A 26,626-nucleotide genomic window follows, 5' to 3' on the forward strand; every position below is an offset into this window, starting at 1 on the left:
GTGCAGAGGCGTCGGATTATCGGTCTGGATTCTACTTTCGTCTATGCTGCCGCCTTGATGGCCTTGAACGTCATGCGGTGCGGGTTGTGGCCGAAATTCCCCGGCCGCTGCACATCGGCGAAGCCGGCTTCGCGGATCAGGGCGGTGATCGCCTCTGCCGTATAGGTCGAAAGGCCGTACTGCGCCCGCAGTTTGCGGTAGTCCGAGAAGGCAGTGCGGACGAGGCCGCCGAGCGCCGCCATGAGGAAGCCGCCGCGCCAGGCGAAGGCGAGCAATTGCGAGGCATCGGTCAGCGGACTGACGTCCGGCGGGATGACGTCGGCGAGGATGAGCGCGCCGCCGGGCTTCAAACGGTCTCGCCAGGTTTCCAGCAGCGCCTTCAGTTCGTCGCGCGAGAGATACTGGAGCAGGGAATTGGCGACGACGAGATCGAGCGAGGCCGGCGGCAGGGCCTCGACCTCTTCCGGCGAGACCACGACGATCGTGTCCTTGCGGCCGAACTGGGCGCGCAGCTTGTCGCGCACGGTCGGCGCCGCCTCGCAGAGATAGAGCTTGCCGCAGGAACCGGCGACGCGGGCGGCGTCGAGCGCCTCGCCGCAGCCATGGTCGAGGACGACCGCATCTGCTGTCGGGATATGGCCGATCAGGTCGGTCGCGATGGCGCGGTAGTGCAGGGCCTTGTGGCGCGGCGAGACGTAGATCGCATGCTCGCCGTTCCAGAAATCGCGCCAGGACATGTGTTCGGTCGACCCTCGGGTTGCGGCACTATTCCCGATGACTACGCATAAGCCGGCTGGCTCTGCAACCGCCGGGCTTTCGAGATCGCGGGGTTTCGGCTTTAGTTGGCAAACCGAGACGAGGAGCGCCCATGCTGCTGCTGCCGCGATTGCTCAAGCGGTTCATCCGCCACGGACGGCTGACGGTGATCACGCCGGACGGCAAGCGCCATGTCTTCGGATCGGGGCCGGCGGAGCTGCTTTTCGCCGGCGTCACCAAGACGGCCCCGGCCGTCACCGTGCGCTTCCACGACAACCGCGTCGAACGCGAGCTCTTCCTCAATCCCGAGCTCGCTTTGGCCGAAGGTTATATGGACGGGCGGATCGATTTCGAGGACGGCACGATCCACGACCTGCTGACGCTGTTCTGGCTGCAGCGCAAGGAAATGCGCAAGGACCCGCTGCAGCAGGCGATCCGCAAGGTGCGGTTCAGGATTCGGCGCTGGCGGATGCACAACCCGCTCGGCGCCGCCGGGAAGAAGGTCAAGCATCACTACGATATTCCGACCGATTTCTACCGGCTCTGGCTCGACGAGACGATGACCTATTCGTGTGCCTACTGGCATACGCCGGAGGTCGGGCTCGAGAACGCGCAGAAGGCGAAGCTCAGGCACATCGCTGCAAAGCTGAAGATCGAGCCCGGCATGAGCGTGCTCGATATCGGCTCGGGCTGGGGCGAGCTTGCGATCTACCTCGCCAAGGCCTGCGGCGCGAAGGTGACCGGGCTCAACGTCTCGCCCGACCAGATGGCGGCGGCCTCGAGGCGAGCCGAGGCGGCCGGCGTCGGCGATGCCGTCACGTTCGTCAACAAGGATTATCGCGAGCTCGGCGGAACGTTCGACCGCGTCGTCTCGGTCGGCATGATGGAGCATGTCGGCGTCGCGCATTACGGCGAATACTTCGAGAAGATTCGCGACCTGCTGACCCCGGACGGGATCGCGCTGGTCCATTGCATCGGCCGCGTCGGGCCGCCCGGCTTCACCGGGCCCTTCTTCGACAAGTACATCTTCCCCGGCGGCTATGCGCCGGCGCTGTCGGAGGTCTTCGCAGCGCAGGAGCAGACGGGCCTGTGGGCTTCCGACTGCGAGTTCTGGCGCCGGCACTATCACTGGACGCTGGAAGCCTGGCGCGAGCGCTTCATGGCGAAGCGGCCCGAGGTCGTCGCCATGATGGGCGAGCGCTTCGCCCGGATGTGGGAATTCTACCTCTGCGCCTGCTCGATCTCCTTCGACATCGGCGGCGACATGGTGTTCCAGCTCCTGCTCGGGCAGCACAAGAGCGCCGTCCCGATCATCCGCGACTATATCGCGGATGACGAGAAGGCGCTGGAGGCGAGAGGGTTTTGAGATCGCTTGCCGTGGCGGCCTTCCACACGCGCAACGTCATCCCGGACAAGCCGCGAAGCGGCGCCGATCCGGGATCCATCGTAGAGCGCGGAGCCCTATGATGGATCCCGGGTCTGCGCTGCGCTTGCCCGGGATGACGGCTGGCGGTTCGCGCGTCGGGCGCGCTCAGCGCTTCAGGTTGACGACCACCACCCCGGCGAGCGCCATCGCACCGCCGATCAGGCCGAAGATCGTGGGAACTTCGCCGAGCCAGAAGAAGCCGATCAGCATCGCCATGGGCGGCACGGCATATTGGAAATTCGAGGCGCGGGCGGCCGGCAGCCGCGAGAGCGTGATCGCCCAGGTGCCGTAGGCGATCAGGCTTGGCACAACGGCGAGATAGACTACCGACCAGAAGGAGACGCTTGGCGCGGCTTTAGCCTGCTCGATGGCCGAAGGCAGGAAGGGCAGCAGCACGAAGCCGCCGATCGCCATGTTCCAAGCGGCGACATGGAGCGGCTTGTAGCGGGCGAAGAGCGGCTTCTGGACGACGGTGGTGATGGCGTTGCAGAAGGCCGCGCCGAGGATCAAGAGCACGCTCAACCCGATCTCGACATCGAGCCCCTTGCCGAGCGCGATGACGCCGATGCCGGCGAAGGATAAACCCGTGCCGAGCCACGCGGTCAGGCTGAAGCGCTCGCCCAGGATCATCATGGCGAGCACGGCCGTCATGATCGGGTTGGTGTTGATGATGAAGGCGGCCGGGCCCGCCGGCACGACGCGCTGGCCGAAATTCAGCAGCAGAGCGTAACCGGCGATGAAGATCACGCCGCCGACGAGGAAGCGCCAGATATCGCCGAGCTCGGGCAGCTTCGCCCGCGTCAGGATGAGGAAGAGCGCGGCTGGCGCGCCGGCAAGCGCGAAGCGCAGGGCGGCCATCTCGGCCGGGCCGAAGCCGGCGAGCCCGGCGCGGATCGCGGGGAAGGAGGAGGCCCAGGCCATGACCGTGAAGGTCACGGTGAAGACCAGCGTCGGATCGAGACGCTGGGAGCCTGAGGCGGCGAGGGTGGGGGAAACGCAGCTTGAGGAGGACATGGCGTCGATCCATCGATGACGAGAGGTTGCTCCCGATAAGCGCCTCGGCGAGCTGATTGACAAACGAACAATTCGCGCATGAGCTGTGAGAATGGATCACAGCTCGAACCTGCCGCCGCTCGACACCTTGCGCGCCTTCGAGGCGGCCGCGCGCACCGGCAGCTTCTCCTCGGCAGCGGAGGCGCTGAACCTGACTCATGGTGCCGTCAGCCGGCAGATCGCCAAGCTCGAGCACTGGCTGGGCCTGCGCGTCTTCCTGCGGCAGGCGCGCGGTGTTTCTCTGACGCCGGAAGGCCAGCGCCTGCTCCAGCGCACGCAGGAGGCCTTCGCGCTGATCGCCGACACGTCCGAGCGCTGGCGCGAGGCGCGCGGCGCCTCGGTGGTTCGGGTCAGCGCGCCGCCTTCGGTCTGCGCGCTCTGGCTGATGCCGCGACTGGCCGTGCTGGAAGCGGGGACGCCGTCGCTGCGGATCGTGCTGCAGGTCGAGCATCGCAAGGTGGATTTCGAGGAGGAGGGCGTCGACCTCGGCATCCGCTGCGGGCGCGGCGGCGCGCCGGACCGGCTCTCGCTCAAGCTGTTCGAGGAATGGTGCTTCCCGATCGCCTCGCCCACGCTCGCCGATGCTATTGGTGAGGGTGCACCTGAGCGCCTGCTTGCACAGCCGCTGATCCATGACTCGGATGCTGCCGGCTGGAAAGCCTGGTTCGCGGCACAGGGGCTGGATTATCGCCCGCGCCCGCAGGATCGGCGTTTCGAGGACTATAATCTCGTGCTCGATGCCGCCGCGCATGGGCTCGGCATCGCCTTGGCGCGTCCGCCGCTGGCACGCGAGCAACTGGCGGTGGGGCGGATCGTCAGGGTCGATGCGCGCGAGGCGCTGAACCCGGTCTCCTACTGGCTCGACCGGCCACTGGGTGTGCTCCGGCCGTCGGCTGCGGCGCTGGCCGAGCGGATCGCGCGGGAGGCGGGAAATGATCGGGGAGAGATCGAGGGTTTTTTGAGCCGGGAGGCGCGGGCAGCGTAGCTCTTTCGTGCGTCATGCTCGGGCTTGACCCGAGCATCTCATGACCAGCGGGCGTCGGAGCCTCTTTCGGCCCGAGATTCTCGGGGCAAGCCCGAGAATGACGGTCTGCATTTACCGCAAGCTGTGTCGTGGTGCCGCAACCTCGCCGCGCTGGCTGGCGCGGGCCATCTCGAAGCTGTCGGCGATGCGCCGCGCCCGGACGATGAAGGCCTGCGCGATCTCTGGCGGGCAGACCTCGTGGGCAGTGATCTCGAACAGATCGAGCCAGCGGTCGAAATGCTGGCCTTCCAGGGGCAGGATCAGATGCGGGCGCATCGGGCGGCCATCGTAGCGGCCGGTGCGCAGCATCACGCCGCTCCAGAAATCCGTGATCTTGCCGATATGGTGGTCCCAGTCCTCGACGGCGGCCGCGAAGACCGGGCCGATCAGCTTGTCCTCCCGGGCCCGCGCATAAAACGTGCGGACGAGCTCCGCGATCATCGGCTCGCGCAGATCGGGATGGGCGGCGCCCGGATAGAGCAGGGGATTGTCGGTCATCGTCGCGTGGTCGGGAATTGGCTGCATCCGATATGGCGAGTGCGGGGCTGGATGGATAGGTCCGCCAGCGTCGCAGGTCTCGTGTAAGCGCTCACGCATGTCATCCCGGGTCTCCCTGCGGTCGCCCGGGACGACCAGCGTTTTGATTAGACAGTCAGAAGCTCGCTATCGGTCGGCGTCGCGGCCAATCCGGTTTGCCGGCCATCGCCATGCTCCAGGAACAGCCGCATCTCCTCCGCCAGCGCGAAGAAGCGGTCGCGCACCGCCTTGGCATGCGGATTGGCGCGCTCGATCGCCATGAAGACATTGGGCGCGTCGTAGCGGACCATCTCGGTCGCCTGCATCAGCAGATCGAAGCTCGCCGTGGTCATCGTCCGGGGCAGGGGCTCCATGCGGACCAGGATCTTGGCGATGAGATGGGTCAGGCCCTGCACCATCGCGACCTCGCGGTCATGGGCGTCAGCCGTCGTCACGATGACCTTCAGCTTGAGGACGCGACGCAGGAAGGCCGCGATGCGCGGCGTGCTGCTCCCGCGGATCGGGCAAAGCGCGATCTTGAGGCCGGCGAGCCCGTTGCGGGCGCTTTGCGGGCCGAAGAGCGGATGCGTGCCGATGATCTCGACATCGTCGGGCAGTGCCGCCTGCATCGCGCGGGCCGGGCCGATCTTGACCGAGCCGACATCGAGCACGATGGCGCCGGCCCTGAGATGGGGGCGCAGAGCCGCGATCGCTTCGGGGATCGCCGGTACAGGCACGGCAAGGATCACGAGATCGCAAGTTGCGACTTCGGCGGCGGTCGCCGGCTGCAAGCCCTTGCCAGCCGCATCGGCCGCAGAAGCGTTGCCGGGATCGCAGACGCGCAGCGCGAAATGCGGCTGAAGATGACGAGCCATCAACTGCCCGAAGGCGCCGAAGCCCATGATGCCGATGGTGGAGATCGTTCTGATTTTCGAAGACATCGCTCTGGTCCGGTGGGAGCCGCGATGCCGGGTGATCTGCCTGAATTCAACCGCCAGCGCGGCGGTTGAACATGGGAATGCCACCGCCTTTATGAGGACGGGGCGTAATAGCTGCGCTGGAGGGCCATCAGGCTGGTCATGCGCTGCTTAAACCGCGCCTCCCGGGCGCGGTCAATCGGAAAACCAGCCTGCGGGACAATTCAGGCCGCCTTCTTCGCCTTCTCGGCCGCCATCAGCTCGGTGAAGCGGGTGAAGAGGTAATGGCTGTCCTGCGGGCCGGGCGAGGCTTCCGGATGGTGCTGGACGCTGAAGGCCGGGCGGTCGGTCAACGCGATGCCGCTGTTCGAGCCGTCGAAGAGCGAGACATGGGTCTCGACCGCATTGGCCGGCAGGCTCGCGGGATCGACTGCGAAACCGTGGTTCATCGAGACGATCTCGACCTTGCCGGTGGTCTTGTCCTGCACCGGATGGTTGGCGCCGTGATGGCCCTGCTTCATCTTCATGGTCTGGCCGCCGATGGCGAGCGCCATCATCTGGTGCCCCAGGCAGATGCCGAAGGTCGGGACCTTCTTCTCGAGCAGTTCCTTGATCACCGGCACGGCATATTCGCCGGTCGCCGCCGGGTCGCCCGGGCCGTTGGAGAGGAAGATGCCGTCCGGATTGAGCGACAGGATGTCGGCGGCCGTCGCCGTCGAGGGCACGACGGTGACGTCGCAGCCCGCCTTGGCGAGCAGGCGCAGGATGTTGCGCTTCACGCCGTAATCGATGGCGACGACCTTGAAGTTGCTGCCGTCGCGCTTGCCGTAGCCGGCCGGCCAGATCCAGGGCGTCTCGTCCCAGTCGTAGCGCTGCGCGGCGGTGACGAGCGGCACGAGGTCGAGCCCGGCCATGGAAGGCAGCCCGGCCGCCTGCTTCTTCAGGCGCTCGATGTCGAAGACGCCGTCCGGGCTATGGGCGAGGATGGCATTCGGCATGCCGTTGTCGCGGATCAGCGCGGTCAGCGCGCGGGTGTCGACGCCGCAGATGCCGACGATGTTGCGAGCCTTCAGCCAGGCATCGAAATGCCGGTTGGCACGCCAGTTCGAGGGCTCGGTGATGGCGGCGTGGAGCACGCAGCCGCGCACGCCGGAGGACGCCGCGGCGTTGACGGTTTCAGTGTCCTCCTCGTTCACGCCGACATTGCCGACATGCGGGAAGGTGAAGGTGATGATCTGCCCGGCATAGGACGGGTCGGTCAGGATTTCCTGATAGCCGGTCATCGCCGTGTTGAAGCAGACCTCGCCCGGTGCCTCGCCGACGGCGCCGAGGCCGAAGCCTTCCAGCACCGTGCCATCGGCCAATACGAGGAGCGCGGTCGCGCGCGGTTCGGTCCAGCCGCTGGCGGCGGGGTTTCCTTCGGGAGCGGTCATGTCTATGTCTCGATCCAGGCCGCGCGAGCGGCAAAATGCGGGGGCGGGGCTGCAGCAATCCACTCCGCCGGTCTGGAACGCGAGCCTTAAAGAGCCGGGCGCTGCCCGTCAATCAAGCTTGGTGCAGGCCGCACAGGACAAAGAAGCAAGAGAAAAGGACGATGACGATGACCAGCCTGCGCGAACGCTTCACGGCCGACATGAAGGAAGCGATGAAGGCCGGCGAGAAGGCGAAGGTCGCGGCGATCCGCCTGATCAGCGCCGCGCTGAAGGAAAAGGACATCGAGGCGCGGGGCGCCGGCAAGGGCGAAGCGACGGCGGACGAGATCCTCGGCGTGCTCCAGAAGATGATCAAGCAGCGCCAGGAATCGATCGCGATCTACGACGCCAACAACCGCCCGGAACTGGCCGAGGGCGAGCGCGTCGAGGTCGCGGTGATCTCGTCCTACCTGCCCAAGCAGATGTCGGACGAGGAGGTGAAGGCCGCGATCGACAAGGCCGTGACCGACACCGGCGCGACCGCTGTCAAGGACATGGGCAAGGTCATCGCCAGCTTGCGCGCGGCTTATGCCGGCCAGATGGATTTCGGCAAGGTCAGCCCGATGGTGAAGGCCGCGCTCGGCGGCTGAGATGGCGGCAGCGGGCGGGCCTCAGGCCCGCTCGACATCCGTCTCCGAGAAATCGCCGCCCTTGTAGAGCAGCGGCCAGCCGCGCGCTTTCGCCAGCGCGTAGGCTGCGCAATCGCCCATGTTGAGGCGAGCCGGGTGGCGGCCCTTACCGTAGCGGCCATAGGCCTCGAAGGCGAGATCAGAGAGCGGCTTGTCGAAGGGGATGATGTCGACGCCGTAATCGGCGATGAAATCATCGACAGCCGTGCTGGGCAGTCCCTTCGTGAAGGTCAGGACGAGGCGAGCTTCAAGGAGGTTGACGGCCGTCATTTGCCTCTGCCGCGAGGTCTGTATGAGATCGACAAAGGCGAGGCGCTCAGCCTCACCCGTCAAGCATACGACCACTGCCGACGTATCGATGACGAGGTTCACCAGAAGCCGTTCTCGTCATAGCCGATCGCGTCGTCCATCTCCTGCTTCGTCATCGACTTATCCGTCGGTTTGATATCGTATTTCTTGTAGAGCGCGTCGAGCTTGCGCCTGCCTTCCGCCACCCGCCGGGCCTTTTCCTCCTCGGACAATTCATCCTTGCCGAGTTCGCTCCTGACGGCCTGGCGCACGGCTTCCGTCAAACTCAGGCCACGACGACGCGCGAGCAGGCGCACGGCCTCCTCGGTTTCGCGGTCCTTGATGTTGAGGGCCATGGCTTTCTTCCTTTTCGACGATTTTCTTTACCAGATGGGGTGCGCTGTGGATATGGTCCATAAGCTCGGGCCGAGGCGTCTTGGCGGTTGGCAAGCGGCTTCGCAGGGTCCAGACAGAGCCCCATGAAATTCCCGCCCTCCGTCCTTGAGGAGATCAAGGCGCGGCTGCCTGTCTCGGCGGTCGTGGGCAAGCGCGTGCGCTTGCAGAAGGCCGGGCGCGAATGGAAGGGCCTGTCCCCCTTCAACGCGGAGAAGACGGCCTCCTTCTTCGTCAACGACCAGAAGGCGTCTTTCTTCGATTTCTCGTCGGGCAAGAACGGCGACATCTTCAAGTTCGTGATGGAGACCGAGGGGCTCTCCTTCCCGGAGGCCGTGGAGAAGCTCGCGGCCGAGGCCGGCGTCATCCTGCCGAAGATCACGGCGGAAGCGCAGGTCCAGGAGGAGAAGCGCAAGGGGCTGCACGAGGTCGTGGAGCTCGCGGCGCAATTCTTCGAGGCCGAACTGATGGGCGATCGCGGCGGTGGAGCGAGGCGTTATCTCGCGACGCGCGGGCTCGACGGCGAGGCGCGTACGCGCTTTCGTCTCGGCTATGGTCCGGCCGATCGTTTCGCCTTGCGCGACCATCTGGCGGGGAAGGGCGTTCCGGCCGAACTGATGATGGAGGCGGGGCTGCTCGTGCATGGCGACGAGATCGCCGTGCCCTATGACCGTTTCCGCGACCGGGTGATGTTCCCGATCCATGATTCCCGCGGGCGGGTCATCGCCTTCGGCGGGCGGGCGATGAGCTCGGAGGTCGCGGCGAAATACCTGAACTCGCCGGAGACGCCGCTCTTCCACAAGGGCTCGCTGCTGTTCAACCACCACAATGCTCGCAAAGCTGCGCATGACACCGGACAGGTCGTGGTGGTCGAGGGCTATGTCGACGTCATCGCCATGTCGCTTTCGGGCTTCCCGCAGACGGTGGCGCCGCTCGGCACCGCCCTGACCGAGGACCAGCTCGGCCTGCTCTGGCGCATGGCCGACGAGCCTGTGATCTGCCTCGACGGCGACAAGGCCGGCCGCAAGGCCGCGAGCCGGGCGATCGATATCGCGCTGCCGATGCTGGAGCCGGGCAAGTCGCTCTCCTTCGCGCTGCTGCCGGACGGGCAGGACCCGGACGACCTCGCCCGCTCGGGCGGGCGGCAGGCGATCGCAGAGGTGGTCGCGGCGGCACGTCCGCTCGTCGACATGCTCTGGCAGCGCGAGGTCGAGGCCGGCCCGCTCGATACGCCGGAGCGGCGCGCCGCCTTCGAACGCCGCCTGAAGGAGCCGCTCGGGCAGATTCGCGACGAGACCACGCGCAAGCACTACCGTCGCGAGATGGACGAGCGCCTGGCGCAGCTCTTCGCCAGCGCCGCCCCGGCGCGGCAGGAGCGTGGTGGCGGAGGGCAAGGCAACTTCCAGCGCGGACGCGGTGGGGGATCGGCGCGCGGCGGCGGGTTCGGCCGGCAGGTGCCGCCCTGGCTCGCCGGGCCGCTCAAGGCGTCGAGCGCGCTGACGCAATCGCGCCTCGTGGCGAAGCTGCGCGGCGAGGACCAGCGCGAGGCCTTCATCCTGCTGGCGCTGGCGTGCCATCCCGATCTCCTCCTGCGCTGTGCCGACGAGATCGCCGAATTGTCGCTGGACGGGCCGGCGGCCGAGCGCTTCCGGCAGGCGCTGCTCGATTCCGTCGAGGACACGCTCGATCGCGAGACGCTGGCGAATCGGCTGGCGCAGCCGCGAGTCAAGGAAGCGCGGGGGCATCTGATGGCGGTCACTGGGCCGGCGGAGCGGCGCAAGCTCGCGCAAGATGCTGATCCGGAATCGGTTTTCGACTCGATTCATCAGGCCATCGTCTTGCATCATCGCGCACGAACGCTAAATAGCGAGTTGAGAGCAGCCGAGCGCGCCTTGGCTGACGATGCGACCGAAGCCAATTTCGCCTGGATCAAGGACGTGAAGGCCCGCCTCGAGACGATCGAAGGCACCGAGGCCATGTCCGAGGATTGATAGCCAGCGAGTGGTGGACGCTAGTCTGATGCGCGCAAGCTGTGGGGTGGTTCACGATTCGTCAACGACGTCTGGTGCCATCTGCAACTGGATTTGGGTGGGTGAGCGCGCCGGGCCTGCGGTCGCGCCGCCCTTTTATGCGTCGGTATATGGCTGTCTCGGCCATGCCCCGGTGCGAGTGCGGAGCGCTGATTGATGGCGACTAAAGCGAGCGAACGGGAAAAGACCGATCAGGTCGCGCCGGATGCCCCCCCGACTACCGACGGCCCGTTGCTCGACCTGACCGATCAGGCCGTAAGGCGGATGATCAAGCTCGCGAAGAAGCGCGGCTATGTCACCTATGACGAACTGAACGAAGTGCTGCCTTCCGAGGAGTTCTCCTCGGAGCAGATCGAGGACGTGCTCGGCCAGCTCAGCGAGCAGGGCATCAACGTCGTCGACAACGAGGATCCGGAAGCGGCCGGCGAGGAGCGCGCGGCCCGCAAGGACGGCGGCGGCGACGAGGAAGAGCCCGAGGGCGGCGACATGGTCGACGCCTCGCGCCAGACCCTGCCGGTCGAGACCAAGCGCAACCTGGAGCCGACCGAGCGCACCGACGATCCGGTCCGCATGTATCTGCGCGAGATGGGCTCGGTCGAGCTGCTCTCCCGCGAGGGCGAGATCGCGATCGCCAAGCGCATCGAGGCTGGCCGCGAGGCGATGATCGCGGGACTCTGCGAGAGCCCGCTGACCTTCCAGGCCATCATCATCTGGCGCGACGAGCTCGTCGACGGCAAGGTGCTGCTGCGCGACATCATCGACCTCGAAGCGACCTATGCCGGCCCCGACGGCAAGAACCCCGTCGTCGCCGGCGAGGAAGAGGCCGAGGAAGCCGAGCCGGCCGAGACCCCGGAGGGCGAGACGCCGCCGGACATGGACGACGACGACATGGAGAACAACGTGTCGCTCTCGGCCATGGAGGCGGAGCTCAAGCCGCGCGTGCTCGAGACCTTCAACGCCATCGCCGACGACTACAAGAAGCTGCGCCGCCTGCAGGACCAGGACATCGCCAACCGGCTGGAGAACACCAAGCTCTCGCCGTCGCAGGACCGCAAGTACAAGAAGCTCAAGGACGACATCATCACCGCGGTGAAGTCGCTCTCGCTCAACAACAACCGCATCGAGGCGCTGGTCGAGCAGCTCTACGACATCAACAAGCGCCTGATCGGCCATGAGACGCGCCTGCTGCGCCTCGCCGAGAGCTATGGCGTCGGCCGCGAGGACTTCCTCAAGCAGCATGTCGGCGGCGAGCTCGACCCGAAATGGGTTCTGCGCGTCTCCAAGCTCGGCTCGCGCGGCTGGAAGGAGTTCGTCGCGGCGGAGCTGGAGCGGATCAAGCAGCTGCGCGAGGAGGTGCACACGCTCGCCTCCGAGACCGGCCTGGAGATCCAGGAATTCCGCAAGATCGTGCTGATGGTCCAGAAGGGCGAGCGCGAGGCCCGTCAGGCGAAGAAGGAGATGATCGAGGCGAACCTGCGCCTCGTGATCTCGATCGCCAAGAAGTACACGAACCGCGGCCTGCAGTTCCTCGACCTGATCCAGGAAGGCAATATCGGCCTGATGAAGGCGGTCGACAAGTTCGAGTATCGCCGGGGCTACAAGTTCTCGACCTATGCGACCTGGTGGATCCGCCAGGCGATCACCCGCTCGATCGCCGACCAGGCCCGCACGATCCGCATCCCCGTCCACATGATCGAGACGATCAACAAGATCGTGCGGACCTCGCGCCAGATGCTGCACGAGATCGGCCGCGAGCCGACCCCTGAGGAGCTGGCAGAGAAGCTGGCCATGCCACTGGAGAAGGTGCGCAAGGTCCTGAAGATCGCCAAGGAGCCGATCTCGCTGGAAACGCCGATCGGCGACGAGGAGGATTCGCATCTCGGCGACTTCATCGAGGACAAGAACGCGATCCTGCCGATCGACGCCGCTATCCAGTCGAACCTGCGCGAGACGACGACCCGCGTGCTGGCCTCGCTGACGCCGCGCGAGGAGCGCGTGCTGCGCATGCGCTTCGGCATCGGCATGAACACCGACCACACCCTCGAAGAGGTCGGCCAGCAGTTCAGCGTCACCCGCGAGCGCATCCGTCAGATCGAGGCGAAGGCGCTGCGCAAGCTCAAGCACCCGAGCCGCTCGCGGAAGCTCAGGAGCTTCCTCGACAATTGATCGGCTGCGCGGCCGTTTTTCGGCCGGTTGCAAACAAGACCCGCTTCCACTTTGTGGAGGCGGGTTTTTCTTTGAGCGCTTCGCCGGTCCAACCCTCCTTTGAACGTAGGACGCGGCAGTCACAGTCGCTGGTCAGTCTGCTGCCGCCTTGCGACCCAGGAGATTGCCTGTGCTCCCCTTCACCTACGATGCCCTTGCCCAGCGCTTTGCCACGGTCCGCCCCTGGGCGAAGAAGGCGGTCGGCGACGCGACCAATCGCTGTGCCATCTGCATGGGCTATACGCTGCGGCTGACGCCGTCGGAGGACGATGCGACGATCGAGAAATTGGCTGATGTCGCGAGCCGGGTGAATGCCGATGCCGGGCCTGTAGGCGGCGCGCGCCCGCTGAGCACGCTCAGCGCCAGCTTCTTCATCCGGGCGGCGGAGCTCGAGCCTCGCGTCCGCCGCGTCTATGGCGAGCCGGATGTCCAGGGCGTCTCCAAGAATGTCTGGCGCTCGGTGATCGGCAAGAAGGGCGTGCTCTACCTTGAGGATTGCTACCAGACCGAGGGGGACAAGAGCACGTCGTTCCTGTTCTTCCAGCGCGTGAACGGCGATCATTGGGATCTGTTCAACGGCATCAACATGGTCGCGGAGGAATATCTGCTCAGCGGCAACAGCCACGAGGGCCAGCTCTACTTCTGGAAGGCGCGGTAGCGCTTGCCAAAAGAAAAGGGCGCCAGCGGCGCCCTTTCATATGGCCGTGCCGGACCTGCCTCACAGAGTCCGCGCCAGCGCGACCAGCTGTTCCCAGGCCTTGCCCCAGCCGTCGTGGAAACCCATCTGCTCGTGCTGCTGCTTGCCGGCGACATCCTTGTGATAGGCGCGGGCGATGTAGAGCGTGCCGGTCGCGGTCGGCTCGATCGTGATCGAGGCCGTCATGAAGCCGCCCTCGATCGGGCGGAAGCCCGGGCCGAGCGCATCGGTGAAGAGCAGGAAGGTTTCCGGCACTACCGCCAGCACGCAGCCGTTATTGTCGTGCTTCTCGCCGTTCGGCCCTTCCATCACCGTGTGGAATTGGCCGCCGGGGCGCAGGTCCAGCTCGCAGGCGGTCGTCTTCCAGGGCGCGGGGGTGAACCACTGCATCAGCAGCTTCGGCTCCGTCCAGGCGCGCCACACCAGGCGAGGCGGCACATCGGTCTCGCGCCGCAATTCGAGGTCCAGCGCAGGGTCGAAAGCGGTCGCATGCGTATCGGTCATCGATTGTCCTCCTGATCCTTCAGTTGCAGCACCAGCCGGTCGAGCTGGTCGAGGCGTCTGGTCCAGAGCGAGCGCTGCGCCTCCAGCCAGTGTTCGGCCGCGGCGAGCGGTTCCGCCCGCAAAGTGCAGGTGCGCACGCGCCCGGTCTTGCGGGTGGCGACGAGGCCGCAATCCTCCAGCACCTTCAGATGCTGCAGGAAGCTCGGCAGCGCCATCTCGAAGGGCTTCGCCAGTTCGCTGACCGAGGCCGGCCCGCGGCCGAGCGCCTGGACGACCGCGCGACGCGTCGGATCGGACAGCGCGCGGAAGGTGTCGTCGAGGGCAGGCTGTGGGGCGACCATGGCTTTCGATAGCGTGGCGGAAATACTTAGGTCAATGCCTAAGTTTTGAGAGTGCCGCGGGAGCTTGATCTTCCCCGCGGGAGAGGGCTTCCTGCGCATCCCGTTTTTGGAGGCGCCCATGTCCCCCGAATTCCTGCTGACCTCGCTGATCATCGTCGCCTCGCCGGGAACGGGAGCGATCTACACCATCGCTGCCGGGCTGACGCGCGGTTCGCGGGCGAGCGTGCTCGCGGCCTTCGCCTGCACGATCGGGATCGTGCCGCATCTGATCGCCGCGATGATGGGGATCGCGGCGCTGCTGCATGCCAGCGCGCTCGCCTTCGCCATCGTGAAATATGCCGGCGTCGCCTATCTGCTCTACATGGCCTGGCAGACGCTCAGGGAGCATGGTGCGCTCAAGGTCGAGACCAAGGCGGATGCGCGCTCGGCCTGGCTGGTGCTGCGCGACGGATTGGCGCTCAACCTGCTCAACCCCAAGCTCTCGATCTTCTTCGTCGCCTTCCTGCCGCAGTTCATCGCGGCGGACGAGGCGAGCCCGATGGCGCGGATGCTGGAGCTCTCCGGCGTGTTCATGGCGATGACCTTCATCGTCTTCGCGCTCTACGGGCTCTTCGCCGCGGCGATGCGCGACAAGGTCATCGGCCGCCCGGCGGTGATGGCCTGGCTGCGCCGGAGCTTCGCCGCCGCCTTCGTGGGGCTCGGCGCCAAGCTCGCGCTGACCGAGCGCTGATGGCGCGGCAGACGATCCTGACGGTCGAGACGCGCGGGCCGGGGCTCTACGAGTTCACGGACCGCGCCATCGCCTTCGTCAAGGCCGGCGGCGAGACCAGCGGGCTGCTGACGCTGTTCGTGCGGCACACCTCCTGCTCGCTCCTGATCCAGGAGAATGCCGATCCGGATGTGCGCCGCGATCTCGACGCGTTCTTTCGGAGGCTGGTGCCATCGGCGGATGATCCGGCGATGGCCTATCTCGTCCATCGCGACGAGGGGCCGGACGACATGCCGGCCCATATCAAGGCGGCGCTGACGCCGGTCTCGCTGTCCATTCCGGTGATGGGCGGGCGTCTCGTGCTCGGCACCTGGCAGGGCATCTATCTGTTCGAGCACCGCCAGAGACCGCATCGGCGCGAGGTCGCCCTCCACCTCTCGGCTTGAGAGGTCAGGCCGGCGGCGCCACCACGAGCGCGACGAGGCGCCGGACGACCGGCAGCACGACGAGCAATGTCGGGAAGGCGACGACCCAGGACAGGGCCCAGGCGCCGGGCCAGGTCTGGAGGAATTCGGCGGTAAGGCCGAGGGCCTTCAGGGTCGAGATGCCGGAGACGACGAAGGTCATCAGGATGGACAGGAAGAAGGGCATCATCACGCCGGCGTAGCGGGCGGGCAGGCGCGGGTAGGTAGAGCTGGACATAAGTCAGGCTTTCGCAAGGTGCAGGCCGTTCGGACGCATCCGAATCGGCTTGCGCCGAAGGGATGCGTTGCCTGACGTGAGACGCTTACGAACGGGACGAAGGCCCGATCGCGGCTGCATAGGAAAAGCTGCTGCCGCTGCCAAGCGATTTCTGGCGTGTTCGGAGGTTGGCAGCGACTGTCGTCGGGGCTACTTGTCCGGCATAGCCCTGACGCCCGGTTCGAGGAGCGCCCGCCATGTCCTTCCTGAAATCGCTGTTCGGTGGCCGCAAGCCGGCCGAGGACAAGCCCGCCGGCCCGGTCAAGAGCATCGAGCATAACGGCTTCACCATCCATGCCACGCCCTATCAGGAAGGCGGGCAGTACCAGCTCTGCGGCGTGATCGAGAAGGTCGTGGATGGCGAGACGAAGAGCCACCGCTTCATCCGGGCCGACCGTTTTCCGGGGCAGGCCGAAGCCGCCGATTTCACCCTGGTGAAGGGCCAGCAGATCGTCGACATGGAAGGCGACCGCGTCTTCCGCTGAGCGACAGCCTGCGGTTTTTTGGGAACGGTTCTGCAGTCCAAGGGTTTCCTGATCACATCCCAACGATCAGGAGAACGCCATGGCCGATCTCACCGGAAAGAAGATTCTCATCCTCGCGACGCATGGATTCGAGCAATCCGAGCTCGACGTGCCGCATGCGGCCCTGCAGAAGGCCGGTGCCACCGTCGACATCGTTTCGCCGGAGGCGGGCGAGATCAAGGGCTGGCAGGGCAAGGACTGGGGCCGGCCCGTCGCGGTCGATCGCACGCTCGATCAGGCCAGCGCCAACGACTACGATGCGATCGTGCTGCCCGGCGGGCAGATGAACCCCGACACGCTGCGCGGCAACGACAAGGCGCTCAGCCTGATCAAGAATTTCTTCGACCAGGGCAAGGTCGTCGCCGCCGTCTGCCACGGCCCGTGGCTGCTGATCGATACCGGCATCGCCAAGGGCCGCAAGGTCACCTCCTACAAGACGATCAAGCAGGACCTGATCAATGCCGGGGCAAGCTGGGAGGACAGCGAGGTTGTCACCGACAAGGGCGTCGTAACCTCGCGCAAACCCGACGACCTGCCGGCCTTCGTCGCCAAGATCATCGAGGAGGTTAAGGAAGGCCGCCACGAGCGCCGCGCCGCCTGACGGCAACTTTATCTCAAACCACGACAAGACATGGCATCCGCGGTCCATCGGCCGCGGATGCTTCGTCTTGTCGGCCCGCCGCGATCGCGCGGCTGCCCTGCCTCCGGCGCGCTTGCCCGGCAGGTTCCATGCGCTAAAGCTGCCCGGAGAAGAGCCATCTCCAAGATATGGCCGCCGAGGAAGCATGTCCCAGGACGCCGACCGCTACCAACCCGATTCGTCCTATGCTTGGCTGAGGCTCGCCGTCGCGCTGCTGGTCGGCACGATCGCCTGCGTCGGCTCCTGGTCGGTTGTCGTCGTGCTGCCGGCGATGCAGGGCGAGTTCGGGACGCTGCGGGCCGGGGCCTCGCTGCCCTATACCTTCGCCATGCTCGGCTTCGGCGCCGGCAACATCATCATGGGCCGGGTCGCCGATCGCTACGGCATCATGGTGCCGATCGTGATGGGCGCATTCCTGCTGGCGGCCGGCTATTCCGCGGCGGCGATGTCGCATTCGCTCTGGCAGTTCGCGCTCGCGCACGGGCTGCTGATCGGCATGGGCAGCGCCGCAGGCTTCTCGCCGCTGATCTCGGACCTGTCGCACTGGTTCCGTCGACACCGCGGCCTCGCCGTGGTCTGCGGTGCGTCGGGCAGCTATCTCGCCGGCGTGTTCTGGCCGCAGGTGATCACCTGGGGCATGGCGAATTATGGCTGGCGCGCGACGCATTTCGGCATCGCCGTCGTCACGCTGGTGGTCCTGCTGCCGCTCGCGCCGTTCTTCCGGCGCCAGCCGACGGCGGCAACCATGGCTGCCGCCGAGGCGAGCAGCGCCGGCGCGCGCGGCGATCTCGGGCTCAGCGCCGGGCAGCTCCAGCTTTTGCTCTGCGTCGCCGGCTTCGCCTGCTGCGTCGCCATGGCGATGCCGCAGGTGCATATCGTCGCCTATTGCGGAGACCTGGGTTACGGCGTCGCGCGCGGCGCCGAAATGCTCTCGCTGATGATGCTGCTCGGCATCGTCAGCCGCATCGGCTCCGGCTTTGTCTCGGACCGGATCGGCGGCGCGGCGACATTGGCGCTGGGCTCGCTGATGCAGGGCGTGGCGCTGTTTCTCTATCTCTGGTTCGACGGGTTGCAGTCGCTCTATGTCGTCAGCGGCATCTTCGGCCTGTTTCAGGGCGGCATCGTGCCGATGTATGCGGTCGTCATCCGCGAATATCTTCCGGCCAAGCAGGCGGGCGTGCGCATCGGGCTGGTGATGTCGGTCACCGTGCTCGGCATGGCCTTCGGCGGCTATCTCTCGGGCGTGATCTTCGACTATTTCAGCTCGTACCGGATGGCCTTCCTCAACGGGCTCGCCTGGAACCTCGTCAATCTCAGCATCGTCTGCTGGCTGATGCTGAGGGCCCGGCAACGGCCCGCGCCGCCGCTTCAGGTCGCCGGCTGAGCAGGCCGCTTGCGCCGTCGCCATAGCGCCAGCATCATCGGCTGAGCGGATTCCCCGCCTGCCTGAAGGATGCCCATGAGCCCTGCCGCCGACGAACCCGAGGAAGCCCCGCGCGGGGCGCTGACCGTGCGCACGATCGCCATGCCCGGCGATACCAATGCCAATGGCGATATCTTCGGCGGCTGGGTGATGTCGCGGATGGACCAGGCCGGCGGCATCGCCGGTGTCGACAGGGCGCAGGGACGCGTGGTGACGATTGCGGTCGATGCGATGACCTTCTTCCGGCCGGTCAAGGTCGGCGATGTGCTCAGCGTCTATACCGAGATCGAATCCGTCGGCCGGACTTCGATGAAGATCCATGTCGAGGCCTGGGCCAAGCGCTTCCGCACGACGCTGCACGAGAAGGTCACCGAGGCCACTTTCACCTTCGTCGCGATCGACGAGGAGGGGCGGCCCAGGCCGGTGCCTAAGCTTGAAGGTTAAAGGAACTTAACCTCCTCTAACGTCAAGTGAATCCCGTCGCTGCGCGAGTGATTCAAAAGAATCCACTTTAAACGTTCCTTAAGCGCACTTGGACGATGCTGCGCTCCAGACCGGGGGGACAAGCCCCGGCCAGGGGACTTTCATGGCCTTTTCGTCGCCGCATGCGGATCCAGCCGCCTGGCTTTCATGCCGGGGGAGGGAGGGGATTCCCATGACTGCAGGATGGTCGGTTCGGTTCAGGGCAATCCTGAACGGGTAGTTTTCCTGTTTTTGAACTCCTCTCCAGCGTTGCGTGAATTCCGGAGTACGACTTCATGACGAAAGCCAAGCCCGTGCGTGAGGGCAAGCCGTTGCGGATCGGTATCGCGCCCCGGATCTATGCCGCGCTCGGCGTGATGACGGCCCTGACCATCGTCTCGTCCTCGGTCGCCTGGTTCTCCTATGACAGCGTCGACAAGACGGTCGACGATCTGGTCAGCCAGAAGATGCCGGTGGTCGAGCTCGCTCTCGAGCTTTCGCAGGCCGCGACCCAGTCGACCGCGCTGGCGGCACGTTTCAGCGAGGTCTCGACCCTGCAGCAGCGCGCAAGCCTGACCGGCGATCTCGACGGCGTCGAGGCCCGCCAGCTCGATCTGCTGCGGCGCATCGCCGAGCAGGGCAAGGTCGACAAGTCGAAGCCGCAAGCCGCGATCGACGAGCTGGCCCGCCAGATCAACGACATCAACGACCTGACCGGGGAGCGGCTGCGCAACGCCGCCGACACGGCGACGGCGCTTACCGCCCTGTCGAAGGCCCGCGACGGCTTCAGTGCCATGGCCGATTTCGAGACGTCCGACGCCCAGTTCAACGTCAAGATGAACATCACCAGTGCGGCGCAGCTCTCGGGCAGCGAATTCGACGCCGCGCTCTCGAAGGTGCTGGACAAGGACCTGTCCTCGCTCCAGACCGCCCAGGCGCTCCAGCTCCAGATCAGCGAGACGGTCGGCCTGCTGCGCGAAATCTCCCAGGTCGACAGCACCGAGAAGCTCGAGATCGCCAAGTCGCGCCTCAAGGCGCAGCTCGGCCAGGTCCGCGGCCTCCTTGCCGCGGCGGACATGCTGCAGGCCAATCCGGCGCGCGGCCAGGCGGTCAATGCCGTGACCGATCTCGGCGAAGGCGCCGGCGGCCTGGTCGCCATCCGCGAGCGCGATCTGGCGACGCAGGCCGCGATCGTCGCGGGCCTCAAGAACCTCGACCAGGCGGCCGACAAGGTCCGCCGAGAGGTCGGCGAGCTCGTCTCTTCCGCCCGCGGCGGCGCGATCGCCGGGCGCGACTCGACCAAGGCCATGATCGAGCGCAGCGAGTACACGCTCGCCGCGATCGGCATCGCCTCGCTGCTGGTGGCGCTGGCGCTTTCCTTCCTCTTCGTCCGTCCGATGATCATTGGCCGCCTCAACCGGCTCTGGGCCGCGACCAAGGCGATCGCCGACGGCGCGCTGGAGACGGTGGTCGACACCAAGGGCAATGACGAGATCTCGGATATCTCGAAAAGCGTCCTTCTGTTCCGCGACAATGCGGTGGCGCTGCGCGCCGCCGAGCTGGCCAAGGTCGAGGACGAGGCGCGGGCGCAGGAGCAGCGCCGCGAGATGATGCGCGAACTGGGCGAGGCCTTCGGCGTCGTCGTCGCGGCCGCCGCTGCCGGCGACTTCACCCAGCGCGTCGCGGCGCAGTTCGCCGATCCCGAGCTCAATGCGCTCGCCGGTTCGGTCAATACGCTGCTGGAGACGGTGCAGACCGGCCTGTCGGAGACCTGCGATGTGCTGGCGGAGCTGTCGGCCGGTCATCTCTCGACCCGGATCGAGGGACTGTATCAGGGCGCCTTCGCCGAGCTCAAGGACGGCACGAACATGCTGGCCAACGAGTTCGAGAGCACGCTCGCGCGCCTCGCCGAGACGGTCTCGGCCGTCCGCAGCGCGACCAGCGAGATTCTCGACGGCGTCACCGATCTCGCCGAGCGCACCAGCGAGGAGAGCAATGCCGTCTCGATGGCGACCAACCAGCTCGGCGCCTTTGCCGGCACGGTGAAGAAGACCGCGAGCGAGGCTGCCCAGGCGACCGGCATGGCGCAGGGCGCGGAAGAGCGCGCGCAGCAGGGCGAGAAGGTCGTGGCCTCGGCGCTGGAAGCGATGCAGCGCATCCGCCAGTCCTCGAGCAAGATTTCCGAGGTCATCGCGATGATCGACGAGATCGCCTTCCAGACCAACCTGCTGGCGCTCAACGCCGCGGTCGAGGCGGCGCGGGCCGGCGATGCCGGCAAGGGCTTCGCGGTGGTCGCGACCGAGGTGCGCAGCCTCGCCAAGCGCTCGGCCGATGCTTCGAACGACGTCAAGAAGCTCGTCGAGGCGGCGCATGGCGACGTCAAGGTCGGCGTCGGCCTGGTCGAGGAAACCTCGGCGATGTTCGGCGCGATCGTCTCCTCGGTGAACGAACTCACCGGGCTGATGAACGGCATCTCGCAGACCGCCCGCAACCAGGCGAGCGACGTCTCGGCGATCAATACCGAGATCGACGGCATCGGCACGATGGCACACCAGAACGCCGCGCTGGTCGAGGAGACCAATGCCGCGCTCGCGCTGACCGACGAGCAGACGCGTGCGCTGACCGAGCATATCGGCCGCTTCACCTTCCGCCAGGGCCATGCGGCGGAGGAACATGGCGAGCGCCGGCACGCTGCGGCAGCCTGACGCGAAGAACGGGGCATTTCGCCTGCCAGAACGGAACAGGGCCTCCCGGCATGCCGGGAGGCCCTTTCGATTCCCGCCTGATGTGCCTTGCTTGCCGGGCAGCGGCGATGCTAGGCGAGGAGTGGGCCGGTAGCTCAATGGTTAGAGCTCGCTGCTCATAACAGCGCCGGTGCCGGTTCGAGTCCGGCCCGGCCCACCATTATCCCAGTGTGCCGGGCGTCAGCAGACTGCTCAAGCCGAGCTTTGGCCGCCTGATCGGCCATCAGCGACCGTAATAGCCGCGTTCGAGGCCGCTGAGCGGCGGTCGCTGATAGTAGCCGTAGCCGCCGCCATAGCCGGGGGCATCGCCGTAGCCCGGATGGCTGTAGGCGCCGCCGTAACCGCCGCCGCCATACCCACCATAGCTGCGATAACCGCTATAGCCGCCATAGTAGCCCTGGCGGGACATGTTTTCCTGAATGATCATCAGGCGCTCGCGCTTCGCCTCGCTCATCGAGAAGGCGACGGGCGCCTTGTCCAAACGCTGCGCGATGTCCTGCGGGAGCGTTTCGCCCGCCTGAGCCTGCGCCGCTGCGACAGCGAGGCCGGCACCGAGAAGGGCAGAGACAACATACCGACGCATGGCATTCTCCTTTGCTTCAATGATTGAAGCATCCGGAGAGGGAACGCCGCCTGAACGGATTTGTTCGCTGGCGTTCATCTTGGTGGTGGCGACAAGCGTGGGTTTTCGGCTGCCGCGCCCCCACTGCCGGTTGCCGCCTGAGCCGCCCTCTGGAGCCCGGCTCCTTTTTGCGGAAGCATGCCGCCATTCCGGGTTTGCCCCGGAACCCATCCTAGCGCGGTACCCTACGACGGATCCCGGATCGGCGCCGCTTCGCGGCTTGTCCGGGATGACGCAGTGGTTCCCTACGAATCAGCACGCTCCAGGCGGTCAGGCGGCGTAGCTCCGGAGACGTTGGAGCAGCGCCGCTGCGATGGTGACACCTTGCGCGGCCGTCCGCTGCTTCGCCTTGATGCGCCGCTCGCCCGGCAGGCGCGCGCCCTCCTGCTCCAGGATCGCGCCGAACAGATGTTCCAGGCGCGCGGTCGCGTCCGGGCCGGCCGTGGCGCCGCTGTCGATCGCGATGAAGAACTGGCCGGTGCGCGGCGAGCCGCCGAGGTTGTCGGCGAAGGAGGACGCATCGATCGAGAGATTGGCGCCGGTCAGCCATGCTGCGAAAAGCTCGACGATCAGCGCGAGCCCTGCGCCCTTGTATCCGCCGGCGGGGACCATGGTGCCGCCGGCCAGAGCGGCATCGGGGTCGGTCGTCGGGTTGCCGTCATTGTCGAGTGCCCAGCCCAGCGGGATCGGCTCGCCGCGCTGCTGATGCACGACGATCTCGCTCTTGGCGACGACGCTGGAGGACTGGTCGAGCACGAGCGGCTCGCGGCCGGCGCGCGGCACGGCGAGCGCGATCGGGTTGGTGCCGAAGACCGGCCTGGTGCCGCCCATCGGTGCGATGGACGCAGGTGCGTTGACGAAGCCGAGCGCGAGGAAGCCCTGCGCCGCGATGCGCTCGACATGATAACCGACCACGCCGCAATTATAGGAATTGGTGATCGCCAGCGCGGCGATACCCTGGGTTTTCGCAGCGTCGCAGAGCGCGGGCAGGCCGAAATCGATCGCCGGATGGGCGAAGCCGCAGCGGGCATCGACGCGCAGGAGGCCCGGCCTCGGGCTGTCCAGAACGGGGCGCGCCTTGCCGTCGATCTTGCCGACCCTGGCATGCTCGCAATAGGTCGGCAGGCGGGCGAGCCCGTGGCTATGGATGCCCTCGGCTTCGGCGGCGACCACGGAGGCCGTGATCGCCGGCTCGTTGAGGGGATCGACGCCGCAGGCCAGCAGGGCCGCGCGCGTCAGGGCCTCGACTTCGGCCAGGCTCAGGGTGACGGCGTCGTGGGCGGCGGCGGTCGTCATGCGGCTACGTCCTTTCCTTGAGAGCGGCGATAGCGGGTTGCGGCGGCGTCCTGGGTGACGAGCCCATCGGCGAGGTCGCGGTCGAGCCGTTCGGGATCGCGTCCGCGCGGATCGCCATAGCCGCCACCGCCGGAGGTCTCGATGGTGACGACGTCTCCGCGCTTTAGCGGGATGCCGGAGACTTTCGAGCGCAGCGCGAGGGTCGAGCCGTCGGGATGCGTCACGGTCGTGCGGCTGAGCGAGCCCGGTTCGCCGCCCTTGAGCCCGTAGGGCGCGTGGCGGAAGCGCTCGAAATTGGTCGAGAGCGTGCCCTCGGCGGCATCGAGCCGCCATTCGCGGACGAGGCCGAGGCCGCCGCGATAGGTGCCGGCGCCGCCCGAATCCGGGATCAGCCCGTATTTCGTGAAGGTGACCGGGTATTTGGCCTCGACCATCTCGATCGGCGCATTGGTGTTGTTGTGCAGGCCGCAGGAGAGGGCACTGGCGCCGTCGCCGCCGGCATGGCCGCCCCAGCCGCCGACCTCGATGTCGAAATAGACCTGCCGCTTGCCCTGGGGATTGGTGGTCTGCAGCGCGTAGACATAGGAGATGGCGTAATAGGCCGCCGGGATGCGCTCCGGCATGATCGCGGCGAGCGCACCGAAGACGGCGGTGGCGATGCGGTGGTTGACGACCATGCGGCCGGCGACCGGGGCGGGGAAGACCGCGTTGACGACGCTGCCCGCCGGTAATTTGACCGTCACCGGCCGGTAGCAGCCGGAATTGGCGGGGATGTCGCCACCCAGAGCCGCGAGCAGTGCGTAATACACCGCCGAATGGGTCATCGCCGGTGTGTTGTTGACGGGGCCGCGCACCTGCGGGCTCGAACCCTCGAAATCGAGCGCGATGGTCTCGCCGGTCTTGGTGATCTTCACCGCGAGCCTGATCGGCTCTTCGGATTGGCCGTCATCGTCGACGAGCTCGACGAAGGAGGCCTCGCCGTCCGGCAGGGCCTTGAGCGCGGCACGCATCATCGCTTCCGAGCCGTCGAGGATCGCCGCCATGGCGGCGGTGAGCGCGGCGGTGCCGAATTTGCGGGCCATGCGCGCGACCGCGCGCTCGCCGATGCCAAGCGCCGCGATCTGCGCGTTGAGATCACCGCGCGTCTCGTCGGGCTGGCGGAGATTGTGCAGCAGCATCTCGAAGACGCCGCTGTTGAGCACGCCCTTGTCGACGAGCCTGAGCGGCGGGATGCGGATGCCCTCGTGAAAGATCTCGGTGGCATCGGCATAGTAGCTGCCGGCCGCGCCGCCGCCGACATCGACATGGTGGCAGAGCGTACCGACGATCGCGACGCGCCTGCCATCGACGAAGACCGGGCGGAAGGTCTGGATGTCCGGCAGGTGCTGGCCGCCGGAATAGGGATCGTTGGTGACGATCACGTCGCCGTCCTGCCATTGCTCCAGCGGGATGAAGCGATCGAGGATCGTGCGCAGGCAGTCCGACATCGAGTTGAGATGGACGGGAATGCGCGCGGATTGCGCGATGTTGTTACCCTGAGCATCGAAGACGGCGGTCGAGAAATCGAGGATTTCGCGCACCACGGTCGAGCGGCTGGTGCGCCAGATCGTGATGCTCATTTCCTCGGACGCCGCGACGAGCGCGTTGCGGATGACTTCGAGGCGGATCGGGTCGATGGGCCCGTGAGAAGCGGTCATGTCGGCATCCTCAATGGCTGGCAGTGCGGTCGGCGATCAGCGCGCCCGATTGATGGGTCAGGATCGTCCAGCCGGCCGGCAGGTAGATCGAGGTGTAGGGTTCCTCGACGATGGCGGGGCCGGCGACGGCCTCGGTGCGGCCGATCGCGTCGCGGTCCCAGACCGGCGTTGCGACGGGGCCGCCGCGACCATGGACCGGGCGGCTACGGCCGGCATGCTCGGCATGCTCGATCTCGGCATGGGAAGGCACCGGCTTGGCGAGGCCGCCGATCGCCTTGAGACGCAACGCCACGATCTCGACCGGCACGGTGGGCTCGTCATAGGAGAAGCGCTGGCGGTGCAGCGCGTGGAAGGCGGCGATGGCCTTCGCGGTGCCGGCCGGCGAGAAATCGGCGGCATCGAGCGGCACGCGCAGGTCGAAGGCCTGGCCGGCATAGCGCAGGTCGAGCGCCCATTCGAAGCGCTGCGCCTCGGCCGGCACGCCGTCCTCCGCGAGCAACGCTGCGGCGTCGGCAATGAGCCGCTTCGAGGTTTCGGCGAGCGTGGGGGCCAGATCGGTCAGCAGGCCGATCTGCGTGGCGCTGAGATCATGCGCGATGTCGGACCAGAGGATGCCCCAGGCCGAGAGCGTCGAGGCATGGGCGGGGAAGACGACCCGGCGGATGCCGAGCTCCTCCGCGACCTCGCAGGCATGGACGCCGCCCGCCCCGCCGAAGGAGAGCAGCGCGAAATCCTCGGGATCCATGCCCTTTTCGAAGAGCGAGAGGCGCGTCGCCGTCGCCAGCGCGGAATTGGCGACGTCGATCACGCCGGCCGCGACCTGGTCGACGGTGAACCCGAGCTTCGCGGCGATCGGTTCGGCGGCTTTGCGCGCGGCCTCGCGGTCGAGCGGCATGGCGCCGCCCATGAAGCTCGCTCCGTCCAAGCGGCCGAGCAGGAGATTGGCGTCGGTGACGGTGAGCTGCGTGCCGCCCTTTCCGTAGCAGGCCGGGCCCGGATCGGCGCCGGCCGAATGCGGGCCGATGCGCAGGCGACCGCCCTCGTCGACCCATGCGATCGAGCCGCCGCCGGCGCCGATGGTGCGCATTTCGATCATCGGCAGGCGCACGGGCAGGCCGTCGACCTCGCCCTCGTTGACCATGGCGACCGCGCCGTCATGGACGACCGAGATGTCGAAGGAGGTTCCGCCCATGTCGACGGCGACGAGGTTGGGCTCGTCGAGCTCGGCCGAGAGGCGCTTGGCCGCCGCAGCCCCACCGCTCGGGCCGGAGAGCAGGAGCCGGGCCGGTTCGCGCCCAGCCTTGGCGAGGCCGGAGACGCCGCCATTGGACTGCACGAGATAGACCTGCGCCTCCGGCAATTCCTCCTTCATGCGGCCGGCGAGCCGGTCGGTGTAGCGCTGCACGATCGGCACCAGCATGGCGTTGAGCGCGGTCGTCGACATGCGCTCGTATTCGCGGATCTCGGGCGAAATGTCGGAGGCCAGCGTGATCGCGACGCCCGGCAGCAGCGACGAG

The 26,626-nt window shown here is 66.9% G+C and carries 27 protein-coding genes and 1 tRNA gene; 14 read left to right on the forward strand and 14 right to left on the reverse strand.

From position 1 onward, the window contains the following. Positions 1 to 41: 41 nt before the first annotated feature. Positions 42 to 737 carry a class I SAM-dependent methyltransferase gene (locus JHD80_RS07130; RefSeq protein WP_199085680.1) on the reverse strand — a complete coding sequence of 232 codons (696 nt, stop codon included), beginning with the start codon at positions 735 to 737 and terminating at the stop codon, positions 42 to 44. Between the two features lie 131 nt (positions 738 to 868). Between JHD80_RS07130 and JHD80_RS07135 the strand changes: the two genes are divergently transcribed. Then, on the forward strand, positions 869 to 2,122 hold the full coding sequence (locus tag JHD80_RS07135) for an SAM-dependent methyltransferase (RefSeq protein WP_199085681.1): 1,254 nt from the start codon (positions 869 to 871) through the stop codon (positions 2,120 to 2,122). Between the two features lie 165 nt (positions 2,123 to 2,287). Here JHD80_RS07135 and JHD80_RS07140 read toward each other — a convergent pair whose 3' ends face one another. Further along, positions 2,288 to 3,196 carry a DMT family transporter gene (locus JHD80_RS07140; RefSeq protein WP_199085682.1) on the reverse strand — a complete coding sequence of 303 codons (909 nt, stop codon included), beginning with the start codon at positions 3,194 to 3,196 and terminating at the stop codon, positions 2,288 to 2,290. A 91-nt stretch (positions 3,197 to 3,287) separates the two neighbouring features. On the opposite strand from JHD80_RS07140, the gene JHD80_RS07145 reads away from it, so the two are divergent. Beyond that, entirely contained in the window at positions 3,288 to 4,220 is a 933-nt protein-coding gene (locus JHD80_RS07145) for a LysR family transcriptional regulator (RefSeq protein WP_199085683.1), read from the forward strand. A gap of 111 nt (positions 4,221 to 4,331) precedes the next feature. On the opposite strand, the gene JHD80_RS07150 is transcribed toward JHD80_RS07145, so the two are convergent. From JHD80_RS07150 to carA, 3 genes are all read right to left on the reverse strand, one after another. Beyond that, positions 4,332 to 4,757 (reverse strand): group III truncated hemoglobin, encoded by a 426-nt coding sequence (locus tag JHD80_RS07150; protein ID WP_199085684.1) that lies wholly within the window; start codon positions 4,755 to 4,757, stop codon positions 4,332 to 4,334. A gap of 146 nt (positions 4,758 to 4,903) precedes the next feature. Continuing rightward, positions 4,904 to 5,716: a prephenate dehydrogenase gene (locus JHD80_RS07155; protein WP_199085685.1), complete on the reverse strand. Its 813-nt coding sequence runs from the start codon at positions 5,714 to 5,716 to the stop codon at positions 4,904 to 4,906. 200 nt (positions 5,717 to 5,916) lie between these two features. Continuing rightward, complete coding sequence (gene carA, locus JHD80_RS07160; RefSeq protein WP_199085686.1) at positions 5,917 to 7,125, reverse strand: glutamine-hydrolyzing carbamoyl-phosphate synthase small subunit; 1,209 nt, start codon at positions 7,123 to 7,125, stop codon at positions 5,917 to 5,919. Positions 7,126 to 7,286: 161 nt separating this feature from the next. Here carA and JHD80_RS07165 point away from each other — a divergent pair, with 161 nt between their 5' ends. Next, the gene (locus JHD80_RS07165) at positions 7,287 to 7,754 is read left to right on the forward strand and encodes a GatB/YqeY domain-containing protein (RefSeq protein WP_248311427.1); all 468 of its coding nucleotides are present in this window, start codon (positions 7,287 to 7,289) and stop codon (positions 7,752 to 7,754) included. 21 nt (positions 7,755 to 7,775) lie between these two features. On the opposite strand, the gene JHD80_RS07170 is transcribed toward JHD80_RS07165, so the two are convergent. Together JHD80_RS07170 and JHD80_RS07175 are read right to left on the reverse strand one after the other, a co-directional pair. Further along, the gene (locus JHD80_RS07170) at positions 7,776 to 8,165 is read right to left on the reverse strand and encodes a PIN domain-containing protein (protein ID WP_199085687.1); all 390 of its coding nucleotides are present in this window, start codon (positions 8,163 to 8,165) and stop codon (positions 7,776 to 7,778) included. Further along, positions 8,162 to 8,437 (reverse strand): type II toxin-antitoxin system VapB family antitoxin, encoded by a 276-nt coding sequence (locus JHD80_RS07175; RefSeq protein ID WP_199085688.1) that lies wholly within the window; start codon positions 8,435 to 8,437, stop codon positions 8,162 to 8,164. Before JHD80_RS07175 ends, JHD80_RS07170 begins: the two co-directional genes overlap by 4 nt. Positions 8,438 to 8,560: 123 nt before the next feature. Here JHD80_RS07175 and dnaG point away from each other — a divergent pair, with 123 nt between their 5' ends. The 3 genes from dnaG (at position 8,561) to JHD80_RS07190 (ending at position 13,367) form a co-directional block, all read left to right on the forward strand. Further along, the gene (gene dnaG, locus JHD80_RS07180) at positions 8,561 to 10,465 is read left to right on the forward strand and encodes a DNA primase (protein ID WP_199085689.1); all 1,905 of its coding nucleotides are present in this window, start codon (positions 8,561 to 8,563) and stop codon (positions 10,463 to 10,465) included. Between the two features lie 195 nt (positions 10,466 to 10,660). After that, positions 10,661 to 12,670: an RNA polymerase sigma factor RpoD gene (rpoD, locus tag JHD80_RS07185; RefSeq protein WP_199085690.1), complete on the forward strand. Its 2,010-nt coding sequence runs from the start codon at positions 10,661 to 10,663 to the stop codon at positions 12,668 to 12,670. 169 nt (positions 12,671 to 12,839) lie between these two features. Then, positions 12,840 to 13,367 carry a T6SS effector amidase Tae4 family protein gene (locus JHD80_RS07190; RefSeq protein WP_199085691.1) on the forward strand — a complete coding sequence of 176 codons (528 nt, stop codon included), beginning with the start codon at positions 12,840 to 12,842 and terminating at the stop codon, positions 13,365 to 13,367. Between the two features lie 60 nt (positions 13,368 to 13,427). Here JHD80_RS07190 and JHD80_RS07195 read toward each other — a convergent pair whose 3' ends face one another. After that, positions 13,428 to 13,910 (reverse strand): SRPBCC family protein, encoded by a 483-nt coding sequence (locus tag JHD80_RS07195; protein WP_199085692.1) that lies wholly within the window; start codon positions 13,908 to 13,910, stop codon positions 13,428 to 13,430. Continuing rightward, positions 13,907 to 14,251 carry an ArsR/SmtB family transcription factor gene (locus JHD80_RS07200; RefSeq protein ID WP_199085693.1) on the reverse strand — a complete coding sequence of 115 codons (345 nt, stop codon included), beginning with the start codon at positions 14,249 to 14,251 and terminating at the stop codon, positions 13,907 to 13,909. The genes JHD80_RS07195 and JHD80_RS07200 overlap by 4 nt, the downstream gene beginning before the upstream one ends. Before the next feature lie 118 nt (positions 14,252 to 14,369). Between JHD80_RS07200 and JHD80_RS07205 the strand changes: the two genes are divergently transcribed. Both JHD80_RS07205 and JHD80_RS07210 read left to right on the forward strand, forming a co-directional pair. Further along, positions 14,370 to 14,981 (forward strand): LysE family translocator, encoded by a 612-nt coding sequence (locus JHD80_RS07205; RefSeq protein ID WP_199085694.1) that lies wholly within the window; start codon positions 14,370 to 14,372, stop codon positions 14,979 to 14,981. Continuing rightward, positions 14,981 to 15,406 (forward strand): secondary thiamine-phosphate synthase enzyme YjbQ, encoded by a 426-nt coding sequence (locus JHD80_RS07210; RefSeq protein ID WP_199085695.1) that lies wholly within the window; start codon positions 14,981 to 14,983, stop codon positions 15,404 to 15,406. The genes JHD80_RS07205 and JHD80_RS07210 overlap by 1 nt, the downstream gene beginning before the upstream one ends. Before the next feature lie 4 nt (positions 15,407 to 15,410). Here the strand turns inward: JHD80_RS07210 and JHD80_RS07215 are convergent, their stop codons facing one another. Next, complete coding sequence (locus tag JHD80_RS07215) at positions 15,411 to 15,662, reverse strand: DUF2798 domain-containing protein (protein ID WP_199085696.1); 252 nt, start codon at positions 15,660 to 15,662, stop codon at positions 15,411 to 15,413. Positions 15,663 to 15,898: 236 nt separating this feature from the next. On the opposite strand from JHD80_RS07215, the gene JHD80_RS07220 reads away from it, so the two are divergent. From JHD80_RS07220 to JHD80_RS07245, 6 genes are all read left to right on the forward strand, one after another. After that, a complete protein-coding gene (locus JHD80_RS07220) occupies positions 15,899 to 16,186 on the forward strand; it encodes an HlyU family transcriptional regulator (RefSeq protein ID WP_199085697.1) in 288 nt (95 codons plus the stop codon). A 79-nt stretch (positions 16,187 to 16,265) separates the two neighbouring features. Beyond that, positions 16,266 to 16,826 (forward strand): type 1 glutamine amidotransferase domain-containing protein, encoded by a 561-nt coding sequence (locus tag JHD80_RS07225; RefSeq protein WP_199085698.1) that lies wholly within the window; start codon positions 16,266 to 16,268, stop codon positions 16,824 to 16,826. Between the two features lie 184 nt (positions 16,827 to 17,010). Continuing rightward, positions 17,011 to 18,249 (forward strand): MFS transporter, encoded by a 1,239-nt coding sequence (locus JHD80_RS07230; protein ID WP_199085699.1) that lies wholly within the window; start codon positions 17,011 to 17,013, stop codon positions 18,247 to 18,249. Between the two features lie 75 nt (positions 18,250 to 18,324). Continuing rightward, positions 18,325 to 18,732 carry an acyl-CoA thioesterase gene (locus JHD80_RS07235; protein ID WP_199085700.1) on the forward strand — a complete coding sequence of 136 codons (408 nt, stop codon included), beginning with the start codon at positions 18,325 to 18,327 and terminating at the stop codon, positions 18,730 to 18,732. 314 nt (positions 18,733 to 19,046) lie between these two features. After that, entirely contained in the window at positions 19,047 to 21,455 is a 2,409-nt protein-coding gene (locus JHD80_RS07240) for a methyl-accepting chemotaxis protein (RefSeq protein ID WP_199085701.1), read from the forward strand. Between the two features lie 123 nt (positions 21,456 to 21,578). Next, positions 21,579 to 21,654 (forward strand) — tRNA-Ile (locus JHD80_RS07245). 63 nt (positions 21,655 to 21,717) lie between these two features. Here the strand turns inward: JHD80_RS07245 and JHD80_RS07250 are convergent. From JHD80_RS07250 to JHD80_RS07265, 4 genes are all read right to left on the reverse strand, one after another. Beyond that, a complete protein-coding gene (locus JHD80_RS07250; protein ID WP_199085702.1) occupies positions 21,718 to 22,077 on the reverse strand; it encodes a hypothetical protein in 360 nt (119 codons plus the stop codon). 309 nt (positions 22,078 to 22,386) lie between these two features. Further along, a complete protein-coding gene (locus JHD80_RS07255; protein ID WP_199085703.1) occupies positions 22,387 to 23,412 on the reverse strand; it encodes an Ldh family oxidoreductase in 1,026 nt (341 codons plus the stop codon). Then, on the reverse strand, positions 23,409 to 25,109 hold the full coding sequence (locus JHD80_RS07260; RefSeq protein WP_199085704.1) for a hydantoinase B/oxoprolinase family protein: 1,701 nt from the start codon (positions 25,107 to 25,109) through the stop codon (positions 23,409 to 23,411). Before JHD80_RS07260 ends, JHD80_RS07255 begins: the two co-directional genes overlap by 4 nt. 10 nt (positions 25,110 to 25,119) lie before the next feature. After that, a partial coding sequence (locus tag JHD80_RS07265) for a hydantoinase/oxoprolinase family protein (protein ID WP_199085705.1) occupies positions 25,120 to 26,626 on the reverse strand: 1,507 nt, incomplete at its 5' end.

Source organism: Allobosea sp. ASV33 (genome assembly GCF_016428755.1).
Classification (GTDB): domain Bacteria; phylum Pseudomonadota; class Alphaproteobacteria; order Rhizobiales; family Beijerinckiaceae; genus Allobosea.